This window comes from Halorussus limi, assembly GCF_023238205.1.
Lineage (GTDB): Archaea > Halobacteriota > Halobacteria > Halobacteriales > Haladaptataceae > Halorussus > Halorussus limi.
On sequence record NZ_CP096659.1, the window covers coordinates 2,102,429 to 2,118,692 of the forward strand.

At 65.9% G+C, this 16,264-nt stretch carries 16 protein-coding genes; 13 read left to right on the forward strand and 3 right to left on the reverse strand.

Annotated elements, in window-relative coordinates:
- Position 1: 1 nt before the first annotated feature.
- A complete protein-coding gene (locus tag M0R89_RS10825; protein WP_248649101.1) occupies positions 2-922 on the reverse strand; it encodes an aminotransferase class IV in 921 nt (306 codons plus the stop codon).
- Positions 923-1,045: 123 nt separating this feature from the next.
- On the opposite strand from M0R89_RS10825, the gene M0R89_RS10830 reads away from it, so the two are divergent.
- A complete protein-coding gene (locus M0R89_RS10830) occupies positions 1,046-1,567 on the forward strand; it encodes a CinA family protein (RefSeq protein WP_248649102.1) in 522 nt (173 codons plus the stop codon).
- A 144-nt stretch (positions 1,568-1,711) separates the two neighbouring features.
- Positions 1,712-2,194: a metal-dependent hydrolase gene (locus M0R89_RS10835; RefSeq protein WP_248649103.1), complete on the forward strand. Its 483-nt coding sequence runs from the start codon at positions 1,712-1,714 to the stop codon at positions 2,192-2,194.
- A gap of 27 nt (positions 2,195-2,221) precedes the next feature.
- Here the strand turns inward: M0R89_RS10835 and M0R89_RS10840 are convergent, their stop codons facing one another.
- Positions 2,222-2,980 carry a PHP-associated domain-containing protein gene (locus tag M0R89_RS10840; RefSeq protein WP_248649104.1) on the reverse strand — a complete coding sequence of 253 codons (759 nt, stop codon included), beginning with the start codon at positions 2,978-2,980 and terminating at the stop codon, positions 2,222-2,224.
- Positions 2,981-3,180: 200 nt separating this feature from the next.
- On the opposite strand from M0R89_RS10840, the gene M0R89_RS10845 reads away from it, so the two are divergent.
- The 4 genes from M0R89_RS10845 (at position 3,181) to M0R89_RS10860 (ending at position 7,112) form a co-directional block, all read left to right on the forward strand.
- Entirely contained in the window at positions 3,181-4,335 is a 1,155-nt protein-coding gene (locus M0R89_RS10845; protein WP_248649105.1) for an acyl-CoA dehydrogenase family protein, read from the forward strand.
- Between the two features lie 108 nt (positions 4,336-4,443).
- On the forward strand, positions 4,444-4,884 hold the full coding sequence (locus M0R89_RS10850) for a hypothetical protein (RefSeq protein WP_248649106.1): 441 nt from the start codon (positions 4,444-4,446) through the stop codon (positions 4,882-4,884).
- A 111-nt stretch (positions 4,885-4,995) separates the two neighbouring features.
- A complete protein-coding gene (locus M0R89_RS10855; protein ID WP_248649107.1) occupies positions 4,996-6,117 on the forward strand; it encodes an aminotransferase class V-fold PLP-dependent enzyme in 1,122 nt (373 codons plus the stop codon).
- Between the two features lie 89 nt (positions 6,118-6,206).
- Positions 6,207-7,112, forward strand: coding sequence for a halocarboxylic acid dehydrogenase DehI family protein (locus M0R89_RS10860; protein WP_248649108.1), 906 nt, complete (start codon positions 6,207-6,209; stop codon positions 7,110-7,112).
- A 21-nt stretch (positions 7,113-7,133) separates the two neighbouring features.
- Here the strand turns inward: M0R89_RS10860 and M0R89_RS10865 are convergent, their stop codons facing one another.
- The gene (locus M0R89_RS10865) at positions 7,134-8,816 is read right to left on the reverse strand and encodes an acyl-CoA mutase large subunit family protein (protein ID WP_248649109.1); all 1,683 of its coding nucleotides are present in this window, start codon (positions 8,814-8,816) and stop codon (positions 7,134-7,136) included.
- A gap of 293 nt (positions 8,817-9,109) precedes the next feature.
- Here M0R89_RS10865 and M0R89_RS10870 point away from each other — a divergent pair, with 293 nt between their 5' ends.
- Genes M0R89_RS10870 through M0R89_RS10900 form a run of 7 tightly spaced genes read left to right on the forward strand, consistent with a single transcriptional unit; the run spans position 9,110 to position 16,221 of the window.
- Positions 9,110-10,582, forward strand: coding sequence for an extracellular solute-binding protein (locus M0R89_RS10870; RefSeq protein WP_248649110.1), 1,473 nt, complete (start codon positions 9,110-9,112; stop codon positions 10,580-10,582).
- A gap of 16 nt (positions 10,583-10,598) precedes the next feature.
- The gene (locus M0R89_RS10875) at positions 10,599-11,630 is read left to right on the forward strand and encodes a carbohydrate ABC transporter permease (RefSeq protein WP_248649111.1); all 1,032 of its coding nucleotides are present in this window, start codon (positions 10,599-10,601) and stop codon (positions 11,628-11,630) included.
- On the forward strand, positions 11,630-12,625 hold the full coding sequence (locus M0R89_RS10880) for a carbohydrate ABC transporter permease (RefSeq protein ID WP_248649112.1): 996 nt from the start codon (positions 11,630-11,632) through the stop codon (positions 12,623-12,625). Before M0R89_RS10875 ends, M0R89_RS10880 begins: the two co-directional genes overlap by 1 nt.
- Before the next feature lie 7 nt (positions 12,626-12,632).
- Positions 12,633-13,826 carry an ABC transporter ATP-binding protein gene (locus M0R89_RS10885; RefSeq protein ID WP_248649113.1) on the forward strand — a complete coding sequence of 398 codons (1,194 nt, stop codon included), beginning with the start codon at positions 12,633-12,635 and terminating at the stop codon, positions 13,824-13,826.
- A gap of 2 nt (positions 13,827-13,828) precedes the next feature.
- Entirely contained in the window at positions 13,829-14,029 is a 201-nt protein-coding gene (locus M0R89_RS10890) for a DUF8005 family protein (protein ID WP_248649114.1), read from the forward strand.
- A 42-nt stretch (positions 14,030-14,071) separates the two neighbouring features.
- Positions 14,072-15,205, forward strand: a complete 1,134-nt coding sequence (locus M0R89_RS10895) for a Gfo/Idh/MocA family protein (RefSeq protein ID WP_248649115.1) — start codon at positions 14,072-14,074, stop codon at positions 15,203-15,205.
- Between the two features lie 44 nt (positions 15,206-15,249).
- Positions 15,250-16,221: a sugar phosphate isomerase/epimerase family protein gene (locus M0R89_RS10900; RefSeq protein WP_248649116.1), complete on the forward strand. Its 972-nt coding sequence runs from the start codon at positions 15,250-15,252 to the stop codon at positions 16,219-16,221.
- Positions 16,222-16,264 lie beyond the last annotated feature (43 nt).

Below are 16,264 nucleotides of genomic sequence, written 5' to 3' on the forward strand. Positions count from 1 at the left end.
CTCACTCGTAGTGGTCACGTTCAACGCGGGCGTCGAAGGCGTCGGCAAGTCGGTCAGTAATCGGACCCGCGCCGAACTTTGCGGTCTCTCCGTCCGGCCCCTCGACCGCCGCGAGCGGTCGAATCTCCCACGTCGAGTTCGTCAGGAACGCCTCGTCGGCGTCCCGGAGGTCGGCGGGACCGTAGGTGCCCTCCTCCACGGGAATATCCTCGCTCTCTGCGAGTTCGAGGACGACTCGGCGCGTGACCCCCGGCAGAATCGGCCCGTCGAGACTCGGCGTGTGAAGGACGCCGTCGCTGACGAAGAACAGGTTGCTGGTCGCGCCCTCCGCGAGGTTTCCGTCGGCGTCGCGCACGATGGCCTCGTCGGGGGCCGCCCGCTCGGCCCCGCCGGACCCGCTAGCGTTTCGGTCGCGGAGTTCGAGACGCGCCAGAATCCCGTTCAGGTAGTTGTGGGTCTTGGCGCCGGCCGGGAGGGCGGCGTCGGGAATCCGTCGGGTCTCGACCACCGCGGCGGTTGCCGGGCCGTCCCAGACCGGTTCGCCGCCGCGGTCGGGCCGTCCGCCCCGCGGGAGGTCCGCGACGTAGACGACCACGGTGGGGACCTCGACCGGACCGGGCGAGAGTTTGCCCGGTTGAACGCCCCGCGAAATCGAGAGTTTGACGTAGGCGTCGTCGAGGTCGTTCGCCGCGAGCGTCTCGCGGATTCGGCCTCGCAACTCCTCGTCCGAGAGGCCGTGGTCGAGCGAGAGGGCGCGACAGGTCCGCCGGAGGCGGTCGGCGTGGGCCTCCCACTCGAAGACCCGACCGCCGTAGGCCCGGAGGGTCTCGAAGGCGGCGTCGCCGTACATGAACCCGCGGTCCCGGACGCTGACGGTGGCCTCGTCGGCGGGCACCAGGTCGCCGTCCACGTGGTACTGCATGGTTCGGCATTCGGGGGCGAGGGCTTTGGTTTTACGCTGGCGTCCTCTCTCGGCGGCGGTCGCCCCGCGACTCTCTCGGCGTCTTCCCCTACCTTCTTTCGCCTGCACCTCCTGCGTCCGAGTATGGCCGACGACGAGGACACCCCGGTCGAGGAGCGAATCGGAGACGCCCTGCGCGAACGCGACGAGACGGTCGCGGTCGCCGAGTCCTGCACGGGCGGTCTCGTCGGGTCGATGCTGACCGACGTGCCGGGGTCGAGCGACTACTTCGACCGCGGGTTCGTGACTTACTCCTACGACGCCAAGTTGCAGGACCTCGGCGTCGCCCGCGAGGCGTTGGACGAACACGGCGCAGTCAGCGAACCCGTCGCGCGCCAGATGGCCCGCGGTGTCCGCGACGCGGCAGGGACGACGTGGGGCGTGGCGACCACGGGCATCGCCGGCCCGACCGGCGGGAGCGACGAGAAACCGGTCGGAACGGTGTTCGTCGGCGTGGCGTACGCCGGCGAGTGGGGAACCCAAGAGTCGTACGCCGCGGTCTCCCGGTACGAGTTCGACGGCGACAGACGGGAGATAAAGGCTCAAATCGCTCGGCGGGCGCTGCTGGACGTTCTGAGTGAGATGGAGTCGGAATCTGTGTCGTAGTTGGTGAACTTGGAATCGGGTTGGGGTCGGCGAGTGGGAGCCTGTTTTCGGACCCCGCGTCGAAAATCGCAAGACGCGCGTCAGACACGGGAGGGAAACGCTTGAGTCGCGGCCGGATAAGGAGTCGGACGTGACCGAGGAGCCATGAACAAGGAGGGCCACGTTCTGAACGCCGTGCTGCTGAGTATCGGTCTGGGGTACGTCTTCCACCCGTCGGGCGACGTGCCGACGTTCCGGGCCATCGCAGAGATGTTCGTCCCCATCGTCCTCGGTGCGCTGTTCCCCGACGTGGACACCGCGTTCGGCAAGCACCGCAAGACGCTCCACAACTTGCCCGTGCTGGCGATAGTCTACGCCTACACGGTCTACTTCAACAACCTCCACTTCGTCTGGATAGGCGTGGCGACTCACTACGTGCTGGACGTGGTGGGGAGCAAGCGGGGAATCGCGCTGTTCTACCCCTACACGAAGGAGTACGGCCTGCCGGTCGGGGTTACAGTCTCCAGCGAGCGCGCCACCCTCGTCACGGTCCTCATCTCGATTGCGGAGGTCGCGCTCGTCGCGGCGGTCGTCCACTACCAACTCCCGGTTCAGGACCTCACGACTACGGTCGCGGGACTCGTGTAGCGATTCGGCGACGGGCCGGACGCGACTCTAGTACACGCCGTCGAACCGGTCGTCGTAGGCGATGTGGTCGGGGTGAGTCGGTTCCGTCCCCGAGAGAAAGAGGCGGTCTATCTTCTCGTAGGAGTTCTCCCACCCGAGGTGGGCGAACTCCGCGGCGCACCGGAGTTCGTGTCGCCACCCCGACCGGCGGACGATTCTGCGCGGCGCGCCCTCCTTGAGCGCGGCGACCAGTTCGGCGGCCGAGTCGAGCGCTCGGTCGAACTCGGTCCACGCCTCGCCGACCGTACTCCGGAGGTGGGCGTACGAGGAGGTGAACGACGGCAGGTCGAACTCGGCGGCGATGGACCGGGCGCGCTCGTTCTGGTGAGGCCAGTGTTTCGGGTTGTACGTCTCCACGGCGTCGATGCGGTCGGCGTACGCGGCGAGGTCCTCGCGCGAGACGCTGACGTTGAGGAACTCGGGGTGGGGCGCGAGGACCGCCGCGCCCTGTCGCTCGAACTCGTCCATCGCGTCGTCGAAGGAGACGAAGTCCGGGACCGGTTCGTCCAGTCCGAGGACGAGCAGGTGCTTGCGATTGCGCCAACTCCCGGTGAATACCTCGCGGGCGGGCACCACGAGCAGGTCCTCGTCCGAGTACTGCTCGGCCTCCTCACGGACGTCCGGGAGGCGCTTGAAGTGGGGCGCGTACACCAGCGCGTCCAGACCTCTGGCCTTCGCTCGCTCGACCACTCGCTGGTCGAGCACTTTGGCGTGCATGTCGACGCGGAACGACTCGCCCTCTGTCACGACTACCTGACGATTGCTACACCCGGCGGTTAACGATTCTGATTTCTAGAACGTTGGTTGGGAAAGCAGAACGACGACCGAGGTGGCGCAACGCTGACGTCGAATCCGGGGGACCGCTTTGCCCCGACTCCCAGCACGCGGCCATCCGCGCCCCTCGCGTCAGCCCCGAAGTATATCCTCTCGGAGTCCTTTCCGTCCGTATGGAACTCCTCGCAGACGATATCGTTCCGGAGTACGCCCGCGAAGTCAAGCACGAAGCGCGAGAGTTCGCCGAGGAACGCATCGCGCCTAACGCCGAGGAGTGCTTCCGCGAGGCCGAGTATCCCGAGGACATCCTCCAAGCCGGTCAGGACGCCGGACTCGTCGCTCAGGACATCGGCGAGGAGTGGGGCGGCCGCGGCCTCGACGTGGTCCAGATGCTCGCGCTGGCCGAGGAGTGGTTCCGCGCCGACGCCGGCATCGCGCTCACGCTCCAACTCGCCAGTTTCGGCGCGGAAATCGTAGAGGAACACGGGACCGAAGAGCAGAAAGAGGAGTACCTCCGACCGGTCGCCGAGGGCGACCAGATAACCGGCCTCGCCGTCTCGGAACCCGACACGGGAAGCGACCTGTCGGGGATGCAGACCACGGCGGAGAGAGACGAGGAGACCGACGAGTGGGTGCTGAACGGCGAGAAGTACTGGATAGGGAACGGCGTCGAGGGCGACTGGCTCACCGTCTACGCCCGGACCGGCGACGACCCGGACAACCGCTACGGCAACCACTCGCTGTTCATCGTGCCGACCGACATCGAGGGGTACGACGCCGAACACATCCCCGAGAAGATGGGGATGCGAGCGAGCAAGCAGGCCCACATCGTCTTCGACGACTGCCGGATTCCCGACGAGAATCTGGTGGGCTACGAGGGCGCTGGCTTCATGCTCCTCGCGGAGTTCTTCAACCACGGCCGGACGGTCGTGGCCGGGCACGGTCTCGGTCTCGCCGCGGCCGCCATCGAGGAGGCGTGGGAGTTCGTCCACGACCGCGAGGGGTTCGGGCGCACGATTTCGGACTTTCAGGCGGTCCAGCACGGCCTCGCCGACATGCGCATGGAGTTCGAGTCGGCCCGCGCGCTGACCTACCGCGCCGCCGAGAAGGTCCGCGACGGGGACAACGCGGGCCTGTGGGCCGCGATGGCCAAGACGAAGGCGACCGAGGTCGCGACCGACTGCGCCGAACAGGGGATGCAGTTCCACGGCGGGCGCTCGATTCTGACCGACCGCCGCATCGCGCGGGTGTACCGCGACGTGCGCATCCCGGTCGTGTACGAAGGGGCCAACGAGATTCAGCGCAATCTCATCTACCGGCAGTCGTAGCGACGACGGTGGTCCCCGAGGGGGTTTCCCGTAGACCGAGCGTACTCACCCCGTTCGGACACAGACTGCGACGCCAAAAATTATGTCTAACGCCTCGGTAACTCGACCATGGATACTGCCGGTCCCCGGCCCGCGTCCGGACTCGCCCCCGCGGCGAAGTGGTCGATGTACGCGGGCGCCTACGCCTTCCTCTGTGGCACCGTCCTGCTGTTGCTCCTCGGACCCGTCGCCCGCACGGTGGCGAGCGTACTGGCGGCGCCGACCGACTTCCCGGCGCTCGTACTCGCGGGGCCGATTCCGGTCGTCGGGGTCGTCGTCTGGTGGGCGGTGGTCGAGCGACGGGACGCCCGTTCGTACCTCGTCGGCGGGGCCGTCGGACTGCTGACGGCGGCGTTCACGGTTCTCCTCTGGGCTCTCTGGGCGCTGTTCGTCTGGGAGTTGGGACTGCTTCTGTGGGCCGGAGTGCTGGTCCTGTTCCTGCTCGCGGTCTCAGGCATCGCGGGCGTGCCGCTGATGTACGCCCGGCGGCGTCTGGACGACCGGCCGTGAGGGGGCAACGATGGGAACGCCCCGCCCGTAGCGGTGTTTCCAATCTATGGGAAGCGGTTCTATAGCCGTTCGCCGGTGACATTTATCCCGCTCTCCGTCGTGGCAGCAGGCGTGACTCCCACCGAACTCCGGGCCGCGATGCCCGCGCTCGACCGCACGATTTATCTGAACACCGGGGCCGCGGGGCCGAGTCCGACGAACGTGGTCGAGGCCGTCGAGTCCTGCGTCGAGTGCCACGAGTACGAGTCGCCCGCCGCGGAGGGGATGTACCCCGCCGCGTTCGACGTGTTCGACGAGACCCGCGAGACGATAGCGAGCCACTTCGACGTGGACAGCGACGAAATCGCGCTCACCCAGAGCACGACCGACGGCATCAATCGCATCGCCGCCGCCCTCGACTGGGAGCGGGGCGACACCGTGGTTCGGACCGACCTCGAACACTCCTCCGGAATCCTGCCGTGGAAGCGCCTGAAGCGCCGGGGCGTCGAAGTCGAGGTGGTCGAGAGCGACGGGGGACGCCTCGATACGGACGAGACGAAGTCCGCCGTGCGCGACGCGAAACTCGTCTGTCTGAGTTCGCTGACGTGGAGTCACGGCACGCGCCTGCCCGTCCGCGAGATAGTCGAGACGGCCCACGACGCGGGCGCGCTGGTCCTCGTGGACGCCGTCCAGTGCCCCGGCCAGATGCCGGTGGACGTGCGCGAGTGGGGCGCTGACTTCGTGGCTGGCGCGGGCCACAAGTGGCTGCTCGGTCCCTTCGGCGCGGGATTCGTCCACGTCGCTCCGGGCGCGGAGACGCACCTCGACCCGGCCCACATCGGCTACCGGAGCGTCGAGGACCCCAACGCCGAAGAGTACGCCTACGAACCCGGCGCTCACCGACTGGAGGTCGGGACGGTCTCGCCCGCGCCGTACGCGGGCCTGTCGGAAGCCATCGAGACCATCGAGAGCGTGGGGTACCAGGCGATTCAGAGCCGTGTCGAAGACCTAACCGACCGGCTCAAGGAGGGTATCGTGAACTCCGAAACTGCGCGCCTGCTGAGTCCGCGCGAGTACGAGTCGGGTCTCGTCACGTTCGCAATCGACGACCCCGACCCCGAGGCGTTCGTGGAGGAACTGGCCGACGACGGGGTTCGGATTCGGTCGCTCCCCTTTCCGGAGAACGCGGTCCGGGCGTCGGTTCACGTCTTCAATTCGGAAGCGGACGTGGACGAGTTGGTCGAGTGGCTCTGAATCGGGGGTTTCGTCGTTCTAGCGGTCGCCTGCGACTCTCCGAAAGCCGAGGCCGGGAACCTGATGAACCTGCTCGTCGCACACGCTCTATGGACACCGACAGGCAACTGTACGAGAGCGACGCGACCGGGCGACAGCGCGGCGTGTACGACGATATCCAGGCGACGCTACGCGCGCCGGTGGTCAACTGGATATTCCGGACGCTGATGGCCAACGACCCGGACTTCACGCGGTATCTCTGGGGGCAGGTCAAGCCCACGTTCGAGACGCGAGCCTTCGGCAGGTACTCGGTCGCGTACCGCGACGAGGTTCTTTCGGCGGTCAAAGCGGAAGCCGAAGACGAACACGATTCGGACGGCTCCGAACTTCCGGCGTACCGCCGCGCCGACCTCGACCTGCGCCCCGCCGAGTTCCGCGAACTCCGTGGACAAGTGGCGACCTTCGACGTGGTCGCCCCGCGTCTCGCCGCGCTGTTCGAGGTGGTAGACCGGTCGTTGCAAGACGAATCGGTCGGTTCGGCGGAGGTCGACGACGCGGGGGCGACCCAACCTCTGCCCTCGTGGCTCGACCGTGACCGCGGGGTCTCGCCAACGATGGTGGACGCGCCTCCCGACGAGTTGGGCGACACCGTCGAGCGAATCCGGACGTTCCACGGACTAGACGACAATCTGCCGAGCATCTACCGGTGTCTCGCGCAGTGGCCCCCGTACCTCCGGACCGCGTGGGACGACCTCGAACCGACGCTGGAGTCGGCGGCGTTCGACCGGGCCTGCGAGCGCGCGGACGAGGAGACGGACGCGTTTGTCGATTCGATTCCGTACGCGCCCCGACTCTCGCCAGACGACCTGCGCTCGTGGGGTGTGGACGACGAGGCGGTGAGCGAACTGCGGGAACTGTTCGAGACGTTCAACCGCGGGCCGATAGGGACGGTGCTGCCGGCGCTACACATGTACGCGGCGATGCTGAACGTCGAGGGTCGGCGAGAAATGGGCTGACGAGCGGTCGTGGCGGCCGACTCACACCGCCGCGCCGGGCTTGTACTCCCCGAACACGTCGCGCATCACGCCGCAGATTTCGCCGACCGTCGCGTAGGCCTTCACGGCGTCCACGATGTACGGCATCACGTTGCCGTCGCCCTCGGCGGCCTCCCGGAGGGCGTCGAGTTTCGCCTCGACCTCCTCGTCGTCGCGGTCGTCTTTCACGTCGTTCAGGCGGTCTATCTGGCGCTGTTCGTCCTCCTCGGTCACTTCCTGAATGTCGACCTCGGGGTCCTCGTCCACCTCGAACTCGTTGACGCCGACGATGACGCGCTCTTTCTCCTCGATTTCGCGCTGGCGCTCGTAGGCCACGTCCTGAATCTGGCGCTGGACCCACTGGTCCTCGATGGCCTGCAACATGCCGCCCTTCTCGTCCACCGTGTCGAGGATGTCGAAGGCGTCCTCCTCGACGCCGTCGGTCAGGCTCTCGACGTAGTAACTCCCCGCGAGCGGGTCGATGGTGTCGGCCGCGCCCGACTCGTGGGCCAGAATCTGCTGGGTCCGCAGGGCGGTCCGGACGCTCTCCTCGGTGGGGAGCGCGAGCGCCTCGTCCTTCCCGTTGGTGTGGAGGCTCTGGGTCCCGCCGAGGACCGCCGCGAGCGCCTGATACGCCACGCGGACGATGTTGTTGTCCACCTGCTGGGCGGTCAGGGTCGACCCGGCGGTCTGGGTGTGGAACTTCAGTTGCTTGGACTTGGGGTTCTCCGCGCCGAACCGTTCCTCCATAATCTTCGCCCACATCCGGCGGGCCGCCCGGAACTTGGCGACCTCCTCCAAAATGTTGTTGTGAGCGTTGAAGAAGAAGGATAGCTGAGGCGCGAAGTCGTCCACGTCGAGTCCGGCGTCCATCGCGGCCTCGACGTACTCGATGCCGTTACCGAGCGTGAACGCTAGTTCCTGTGCGGCCGTCGCGCCCGCCTCCCGGACGTGGTAGCCCGAGATGGAGATGGTGTTGAACTTCGGGGTCTCCTCGGCGCAGAACTCGAAGATGTCCGTGATGATGCGCATCGAGGGTTCGGGCGGGTAGATGTAGGTGTTCCGCGCGATGTACTCCTTGAGGAGGTCGTTCTGGATGGTTCCCCGAAGCTCCGCCCTATCGACGCCCTGTTTGTCGCCGACCGCGATGTACATCGCCAGTAGAACCGACGCCGGCGCGTTGATGGTCATCGACGTGGACACCTCGTCGAGCGGGATACCGTCGAAGACCGTCTCCATGTCGTCGAGCGAGTCGATGGCGACGCCGGACTTGCCGACCTCGCCCGCGGCCATGTCGGCGTCGGAGTCGTAGCCCATCTGGGTCGGCAGGTCGAACGCCATCGAGAGCCCCGACGACCCGTTCTCGATGAGGTACTCGAATCGCTCGTTGGTCTCCTCGGGCGTCCCGAACCCGGCGTACTGACGCATCGTCCAGAGTCGCCCGCGGTGCATCGTGGAGTACGGTCCACGGGTGTAGGGTTCCTCGCCGGGGAAGCTCAGGTCCTCCTCGTAGTCGAGGTCGGCCACGTCGTCCGGGGTGTAGAGGCGCTTTACCTCTTGGCCGCCCGTGTCGGTCGTGAACTCCTCCTTGCGCTCGCCGAACCGCTCGACCGTGGGACCGACCGTCTCCTCCTCCCACTCCTCGCGCGCCTCGCGTATCTCTTCGAGGTCGTCGGCGTCGAACATTGTGTAGACTGACGGGCGGCCCGGTCTTAACGATTGGCGGATTGTCCCGGTCGCGCGGGAGGGCGTCCGTCGGACCGCGCGCGACTCGATCGGACCGCGCGCGAGACCGAAACCGGCCTCAGTTTCCGGCGGACGCGGGGCAAAGCATTTCGTTTCGAATGAAAGGAAACCCTTTTGATATGTCAAAGTAGTTTTGCATGTGACAATATGCGTACTATCATCCACGTACGGCTACAACACTTGTAGTAAAGAGACCAAAATTATTTATCCCCCGTGTTTGTGTAACTCTACCTATGGCGGACGACCAATCCACCAGCCGAGTTAGTTCAGTTTCACGACGACGCTTCGTCGAAGCGGCCGGAGCGACCGGTACGGCCCTGAGTCTCGCGGGTTGTACGGGCGGTAACGGCGGCGACTCGACCGCGACGACTACCTCGTCGGGCGACGGCGGTGGCAAGACGACGGTCCAGATAGCCACCGACGCCGACCTGAAGGCGGTCAAATCGAAGTTCAACAAGTGGCTCCACAACGCGGGCCTCTCGAAGGACATCGAAGTCGAACCCATCGCCGGTTCAGACATTACGAACAAGCGACAGAACAAGTACACCCAGTGGCTGTCCTCGGGTCGCAAGAAGCCCTCGCTGCTGATGATGGACAACGGTTGGACGCTCCCGTTCATCGTGCGCGACCAACTGCTCAACCTGAGCAAGGAGATTCCGGACACGGCCAAGATGGTCGAGGACGAGTACTTCAGCGCGAGCGTCGGCACCGCGAAGGGGCCGAACGACGACCTGTTCGCGATTCCGATGTACCCCGACTTCCCGACGATGCAGTACCGGAAGGACCTCGTGCAGGACGCCGGATACGACACCTCCGGATGGTCCACCTCCTCGATGAAGTGGAAGCGCTTCTCGAAGATTACCGCCGACGTGAAGAAACAGAGCGACGTGGACTACGGGTTCACGTTCCAGTTCAAGTCCTACGCGGGCCTGTCGTGCTGTACCTTCAACGAGTTCCTGTCGAGCTACGGCGGCACTTACTTCGGCGGTCTCGACAACCTGTTCGGGCCGGTCGGCGACCGACCCATCACGGTCGACGAGAAACCGGTCGTCGATTCGCTCCGCATGCTCCGGACGTTCGTCAACGGCGAGAGCGACAAACACGGTCTCGACGGCGTCACGGGTAACATCTCGCCGCAGTCCGTCCTCCAGTGGTCCGAGGAGCCGTCGCGGAAACCGTTCACGAACGGCAACGCCGTGATGCATCGCAACTGGCCGTACGCCGTCAACATCAGCGGTGCCGAGGACGCGCTGGGCAAGGACCTCGGCGTCATGCCCATCCCGCACGGCGTCTCTCCGGAGGAGGCCAAGTACGAGGGAACCGGCGGCGCGACCGCCGCGCTCGGCGGCTGGCACACCGCGGTCAACCCGAACACGACGAAGAAGGAGGCCGCGCTGGAGGTCCTCAAGGCGATGACGAACAAGCAAGTCCAGTTCAACCTCCTCGAGGAAATCGGCTGGATGCCGCCGCGACCGTCGATGCTGGATTCGGACACCGCGAAGAACATCCCCATCATGGGCCGATACATGGAGACGTTCCGCCTCGCTGGCGAGAACGCGATTCCCCGACCGGTGACGGTCGCGTGGCCCCAAGAGCGCAGCAAAATCGCGCAGGCGGCCAACGCCACTGTCTCCGGACAGAAGCCCCCGAAGAAGGCCATGACGAACCTCAAGAGCACCATCAAGCAGATAGAGGACAGCGTCTGAGCCACGAGGTCACACAATGGCGACTGACCATTCGACAGACGACTTCGAGCGCGAGAGCCGTCGGAGCGGCCCGTACGTCCGCGCCGTCCGCTGGATGGAGAACCTCGGCGACGCGGCGTTCGCGTACCTGCTGCTGACCCCGGCGTTGCTCATCCTCGGCGTCATCGCGTTCTGGCCCCTGATCAGGACGTTCGAACTCTCGCTCCACGCCGACCAACTCGTCGGTACCGGCACCGTCGGCGAGTTCGTCGGGTTGACCAACTACGTCGAGTTGCTCACCGGGCAGCGGTCGGCCCTGCTGGTACGGCCGCTGTTGCCGACCGTGGTGTGGAACGGCCAGTTCCCGTTCGTCCACGGCATCGCGAACCCGTTCACGGCGGCGCTGACGGTGACGTTCATCTTCACCATCGTGAGCGTCTTCTTCGAGACGGTCATCGGCTTCGGACAGGCGCTGGTCCTCGACCAGGACTTCCGCGGGCGGCGGTGGGTCCGGGTCGCCATCATCCTGCCGTGGGCGGTGCCCATCGTGATTCAGGGGATGATCTTCTTCCTGCTGTTCCAGCCCAACATCGGGTTCCTCGTGGACCCGCTCCAGAATCTGGGCGTCTTCAGCAGCACGCCGCTGTCGAACAGCGTGGACTCGATGATAATCCTCGTGGTCGCGGACGTCTGGAAGACCTCTGCGTTCATGGCCCTGCTCATCCTCGCGGGCCTCCAGAGCATCGACCGCAATCTCTACGAGGTGGCCCGCGTCACGGGCGCGAGCAAGTGGCAGCAGTTCACGATGATAACCCTGCCGCTGGTCCTGCCGACGGTGCTGGTCGCGATGCTGTTCCGCACCATCGGCGCGCTCCGAATCTTCGGTCTCATCGAGACCGTCACGAGTTGTAGCACGGTGCCGTCGCTCTCGTGTCTGGTCGTCTCGGCGTTCAGTTCGCGCCAGTACGGGACCGCCGCGGCCATCGCGTTCATCACCGCGGGCATCATCGCGGTGGCGGTGTCGGTGTACATCGCCAAGTTCGCCGACGCGCAGGGAGGTGGCGTCTGATGGCCCAGCAGTCGGACACGGTCGGCATCGACGCCGACGCGGACGCCTCGAAGGGGCCGTTCGGTCGGTGGGTCTCCAAGGCCATCCGGAACCCCGAGCGCGTCTACCGCGCGATGTTCTACGTCGTGACGGCGTTCTTCCTGTTCACGACGCTGTTCCCGTTCTACTGGCTGTTGGTGCTCGCGGTGACGCCGAACGAGGCCATCACCAGTTTCGGCTTCCCGCCGGTGCCGCACGGGTTCAACCCCGGGGCGTTCCTCACCATCTTCGAGACGGTGCCGCTGCACATCTACGTGCTGAACAGCTTCGTGCTGGGCATCACTACGACCGCCATCGTGCTGGTCATCGCCAGCCTCGCGGGCTACGTGTTCGGCAGACTCGACTTCCCCGGGCGGCGGCCGCTGATGCTGCTGATACTGGCGGTGTCGTACTTCCCGCCCGCGGCGTTCCTGCTGCCGCTGTTCCAACTGTTCACCGGGAACGTCACCGTCGGCCTGTTCGGCGTCTCGGTGTCGAGTCCGAACCTGTACAACACGCCGGCCCCGATGGTGATGCCGTTCACGGCGCTGTTCATGCCGCTGTCCATCTTCATCCTGACGACGTTCTACGGGCAGATTCCGGACGGATTGGAGGACGCGGCGCGCATCGAGGGGACGACGCGACTCGGGGCGCTGTTCCGGGTCATCATGCCGCTGTCGGCGCCCGGAGTGGCGACGGCGGGCGTGCTGACGTTCATCTCGGTGTACAACGAGTTCTTCTTCTCTTTCCTGATGAACGACGGACAGGTCGCGTCCAAACTCGCCCAGTTCTTCGCGTCCCAGAACAACTGGGCGCCTCTCGTGCAGGGCATACTGGCGTATCAGGGCCAGTACTCACAGATGTACAACTTGATGGCGGCCGCGAGCATCGTCGGCGTGCTTCCGGTCGCGGTGTTGGTCGTCATCGCACAGGAGAAAATCGTGAGCGGACTGACCGCGGGAGCGCTCAAGGAGTGATTCCACGATGGGAGACGTAAACTTAGAAGACGTGACGAAGGAGTACGGAGACGTCGTCGCGGTGAACGACATGAACCTCGACATCGAGGACGGCGAGTTCGTCACCTTGGTCGGCCCCTCGGGGTGTGGCAAATCGACCACGCTGGAGACCATCGCCGGACTCACGAAACCGACGTCCGGCACCATCTCCATCGCGGACCGCGAGGTAACAGACCTGCCGCCGAAGGACAGGGGAATCGCGATGGTGTTCCAGAACATCGCGCTGTTCCCCCACATGGACGTCTACGACAACATCAGCTTCGGGCTCCGACTTCGGGACTACCCGAAAGAGGAGATAGACCGGCGGGTCGAGCGCGCCTCCGACATCGTCCAGTTGGAGGGGATGTTGGACCGCATGCCCGACGAGATGTCGGGCGGGCAGCGCCAGCGCGTCGCCATCGCCCGCGCAATCGTCCGGGAACCCGAAGTGTTCCTGATGGACGAACCGCTGGCGAACCTCGACGCGAAGTTGCGGGTTCACATGCGGACGGAACTCCAGCGCCTCCACAAAGAACTGGACACCACCATCATCTACGTGACCCACGACCAGGCCGAGGCGATGACGATGTCCGACCGCATCGCCATCATCGACGGCGGCGAACTCCAACAGATTGCCCCGCCGCTCGTCTGCTACAACGAGCCGGCGAATCTGTTCGTCGCGGGGTTCATCGGGTCGCCCTCCATGAACTTCGTCGAGGGGGAGGTCACGTCCGCGGGCCTCTCGACGCCCGACTTCGACGTGGCGTTCGACCCCGAGGCGGTCGGCGTCGAACCGGGCGACCGGGTCACGCTCGGAATCCGACCCGAGGACGTGCATCTCGCGGACGTCGCGGGGCAGGTCGCCCACCAGACCGACCCGCTCGACGCGAGGACCGACGTGCTGGAACCGATGGGCGACGAGATATTCGTCTACCTCGAAACCGGCGAGACCGGCGACGACACCGCCATGGGCGGCGAGGCGGCCGAGGTCGACCAGTTGCTCATGTCGGTCGACCCCGACGCCGACATCGACTCGGACGAACCGGTCGAGGTGGTCTTCGACCGCGAGAGCGTCCACCTCTTCGACACCGACACCGGCGAGGCCATCACGCACTCGCTGGTCGCGGACGAGGCGGACGCGGCGGACGACGACCGGGCGACCCCGGCGGAGGGGGACGACTGACCATGTCGGAGGCGGCGCTGGTGTACTTCGGCGCGGGCACGCTCCTGTTCTTCTTCTGGGCGTACGGCATCGTGTCGTTCGCGCTCGACTGCAAGAACAAGTTTCTCCCCGCCGCCGCCCGCCTGGCCGCCAACTGGCGGGCGCGTCGGCGCGACGAGTCCCGCGAGGAGGAGCGCGAGCAGCGCGAACAGCAGCTCTACTGATAGACTCTAGCTAACAATATTTCGACACGAAACCGAGAACAAATGACGAGAGACGCTTCACAACATTCGATTCGAGTCGGTATCGTCGGACTGGGTGGCATCGGCCATCACCACGCGGAACGCATAGCGGACACGCCGGGGCGACTCGTCGGCGGCGTCGACATCAGCGCCGACGCCCGCGACCGCTTCGAGGCGGCCTACGACGTTCCCACGTTCGAGACCTTCGACGCCCTCTACGACGAGGGCATCGACGCGGCCATCGTCACCACCCCGAACAAGTTCCACGAGGAGTACGCCGTCGAGGCCTTGGAGTCCGGCGTCGACGTTCTCTTGGAGAAACCGCTGGCCAACACGCTCGACAGCGCCGAGCGAATCGCCGCCGCGGCGCGCGACGCCGACGCCTTCTGCATGGTCGGGTTCAACAACCGGTTCAGCCCCGGCGTCGAGGTGTTCAAGTCGTATCAGGACGAGGGTCGCTTCGGCGACCTCACGCACGTCGAGGCCAACTGGGTCCGGCGCCGGGGCATCCCCGGCCGCGGGTCGTGGTTCACGTCCAAGGCGGTCGCTGGCGGCGGCGCCCTGTTGGACATCGGCGTCCACGCCATCGACCTCGCGCTCCACTTCCTCGACTTCCCCGAGGTCGTCGAAGTCACCGGCAACACCCGCTCGGAGTTCGGCGGCCGCGACGACTACACCTACCTCGAAATGTACGGCGAGGACGTGGAAGACGCCGACTTCGACGTGGACGACCACGCCTCGGCGTACATTCGGACCGCCGAAGGCCAGTCGATTTCGCTGGAAGTCGCGTGGGCGACCAACCGCCCGCCGACCAACGAGTTCGTCGCGCAGGGGACCGACGGCGGCGCCACGTTCGACCGTGAGACGGGCGACCTGACCGTCCACCGCGTGAGCGACGCCGGCGCGGCCCACTTCGAGGACGCCGCGGTCGAGACCCGGAGCAACGACACTCACAAGCGCGAACAGCGGGCCTTCTTCGACGCGGTCCGCGCCGGCGAAGCGCCCGACCGAAACACCGTCGAGCAGGCGCTGACCGTCCAGCGCGTCATCGACGCCATCTACCGGTCGGCCGAGACCGGTCGCGCGGTCGACCTCTCGGAGTCGAGCGACGAGGCAGTCCCGGCGCCCGAAAGGTCGCCCGAGAAACCGCGCCAGTAGCGACTCGCGAACGCAATCGACCACACTCACCGATTTCAGAAATCATGGACGTAGGAGTACTCACCGTTCCGTTCGGAAACGAATCGCTCGAAGCGACCGCCGAATACCTCCGCGATATCGGGGTCAGTGCAGTCGAACTCGGGTGCGGCGGCCACCCCGGCGAGGACCATCTGCCGCGCGCCGAGTATCTGGATGACGACGAGGCGCAGTCGGAACTGCTCGCCCTGCTGGACGAACACGACTTACGCATTTCGGCGCTGGCGACGCACAATAACCCGCTTCATCCCGACGAAGAAATTGCAGAGGAGGCCGACACCGAACTCCGGGAGGCTATCGAACTCGCCGACCAACTGGACGTGAACACGGTCACGTGTTTCTCGGGACTTCCTGCTGGCAGTCCGAACGACGAGACGCCGAACTGGGTGACGGCGCCGTGGCCGGGCGAACACGCGGACGCTCACGACTATCAGTGGGAGGAAGTCGCCATCCCGTACTGGTCGGACCTCGCGTCCCACGCGGCCGACCACGGTGTCGATATCGCCATCGAGATGCACCCCAACATGCTGGTGTACGAACCATCGGGGATGGTCCGATTGCGCGAAGAGACCAACGAACACATCGGCGCGAACTTCGACCCCTCGCACCTCTACTGGCAAGGCATCGACGTGACCGACGCCATCCGATTCTTGGGCGAGCGCGACGCCATCCACCACTTCCACGCCAAGGACACCAAGGTCTACGACGCCGAGGCCCGCACCAAGGGCGTCCTCGACACGACCTCTTACGACGAGGTCGAGGACCGCTCGTGGCTGTTCCGGTCGGTCGGCTACGGCCACGGCGAAGAACACTGGAAGGACGTCGTGAGCACCCTCCGCATGGTGGGCTACGACGGCGCGCTCTCCATCGAACACGAGGACGCGCTGACCAGTTCCCGCGAGGGACTGGAGAAGGCGGTGGACCTGCTCCAGCGCGCGGTCTTCCGCGAGCAACCCGGCGAAGCCTACTGGGCGGAGTGAGGACCCGACTCGACGGCGTTCGACGCCGACTCGTCGGGAGAGC

Coding starts and splice junctions, on each gene's coding strand:
- M0R89_RS10825 (WP_248649101.1), bottom strand. CDS start 922: ATGCAGTACCACGTGGACGGCGACCTGGTGCCCGCCGACGAGGCCACC.
- M0R89_RS10830 (WP_248649102.1), top strand. CDS start 1,046: ATGGCCGACGACGAGGACACCCCGGTCGAGGAGCGAATCGGAGACGCC.
- M0R89_RS10835 (WP_248649103.1), top strand. CDS start 1,712: ATGAACAAGGAGGGCCACGTTCTGAACGCCGTGCTGCTGAGTATCGGT.
- M0R89_RS10845 (WP_248649105.1), top strand. CDS start 3,181: ATGGAACTCCTCGCAGACGATATCGTTCCGGAGTACGCCCGCGAAGTC.
- M0R89_RS10850 (WP_248649106.1), top strand. CDS start 4,444: ATGGATACTGCCGGTCCCCGGCCCGCGTCCGGACTCGCCCCCGCGGCG.
- M0R89_RS10860 (WP_248649108.1), top strand. CDS start 6,207: ATGGACACCGACAGGCAACTGTACGAGAGCGACGCGACCGGGCGACAG.
- M0R89_RS10865 (WP_248649109.1), bottom strand. CDS start 8,816: ATGTTCGACGCCGACGACCTCGAAGAGATACGCGAGGCGCGCGAGGAG.
- M0R89_RS10870 (WP_248649110.1), top strand. CDS start 9,110: ATGGCGGACGACCAATCCACCAGCCGAGTTAGTTCAGTTTCACGACGA.
- M0R89_RS10875 (WP_248649111.1), top strand. CDS start 10,599: ATGGCGACTGACCATTCGACAGACGACTTCGAGCGCGAGAGCCGTCGG.
- M0R89_RS10880 (WP_248649112.1), top strand. CDS start 11,630: ATGGCCCAGCAGTCGGACACGGTCGGCATCGACGCCGACGCGGACGCC.
- M0R89_RS10885 (WP_248649113.1), top strand. CDS start 12,633: ATGGGAGACGTAAACTTAGAAGACGTGACGAAGGAGTACGGAGACGTC.
- M0R89_RS10890 (WP_248649114.1), top strand. CDS start 13,829: ATGTCGGAGGCGGCGCTGGTGTACTTCGGCGCGGGCACGCTCCTGTTC.
- M0R89_RS10895 (WP_248649115.1), top strand. CDS start 14,072: ATGACGAGAGACGCTTCACAACATTCGATTCGAGTCGGTATCGTCGGA.
- M0R89_RS10900 (WP_248649116.1), top strand. CDS start 15,250: ATGGACGTAGGAGTACTCACCGTTCCGTTCGGAAACGAATCGCTCGAA.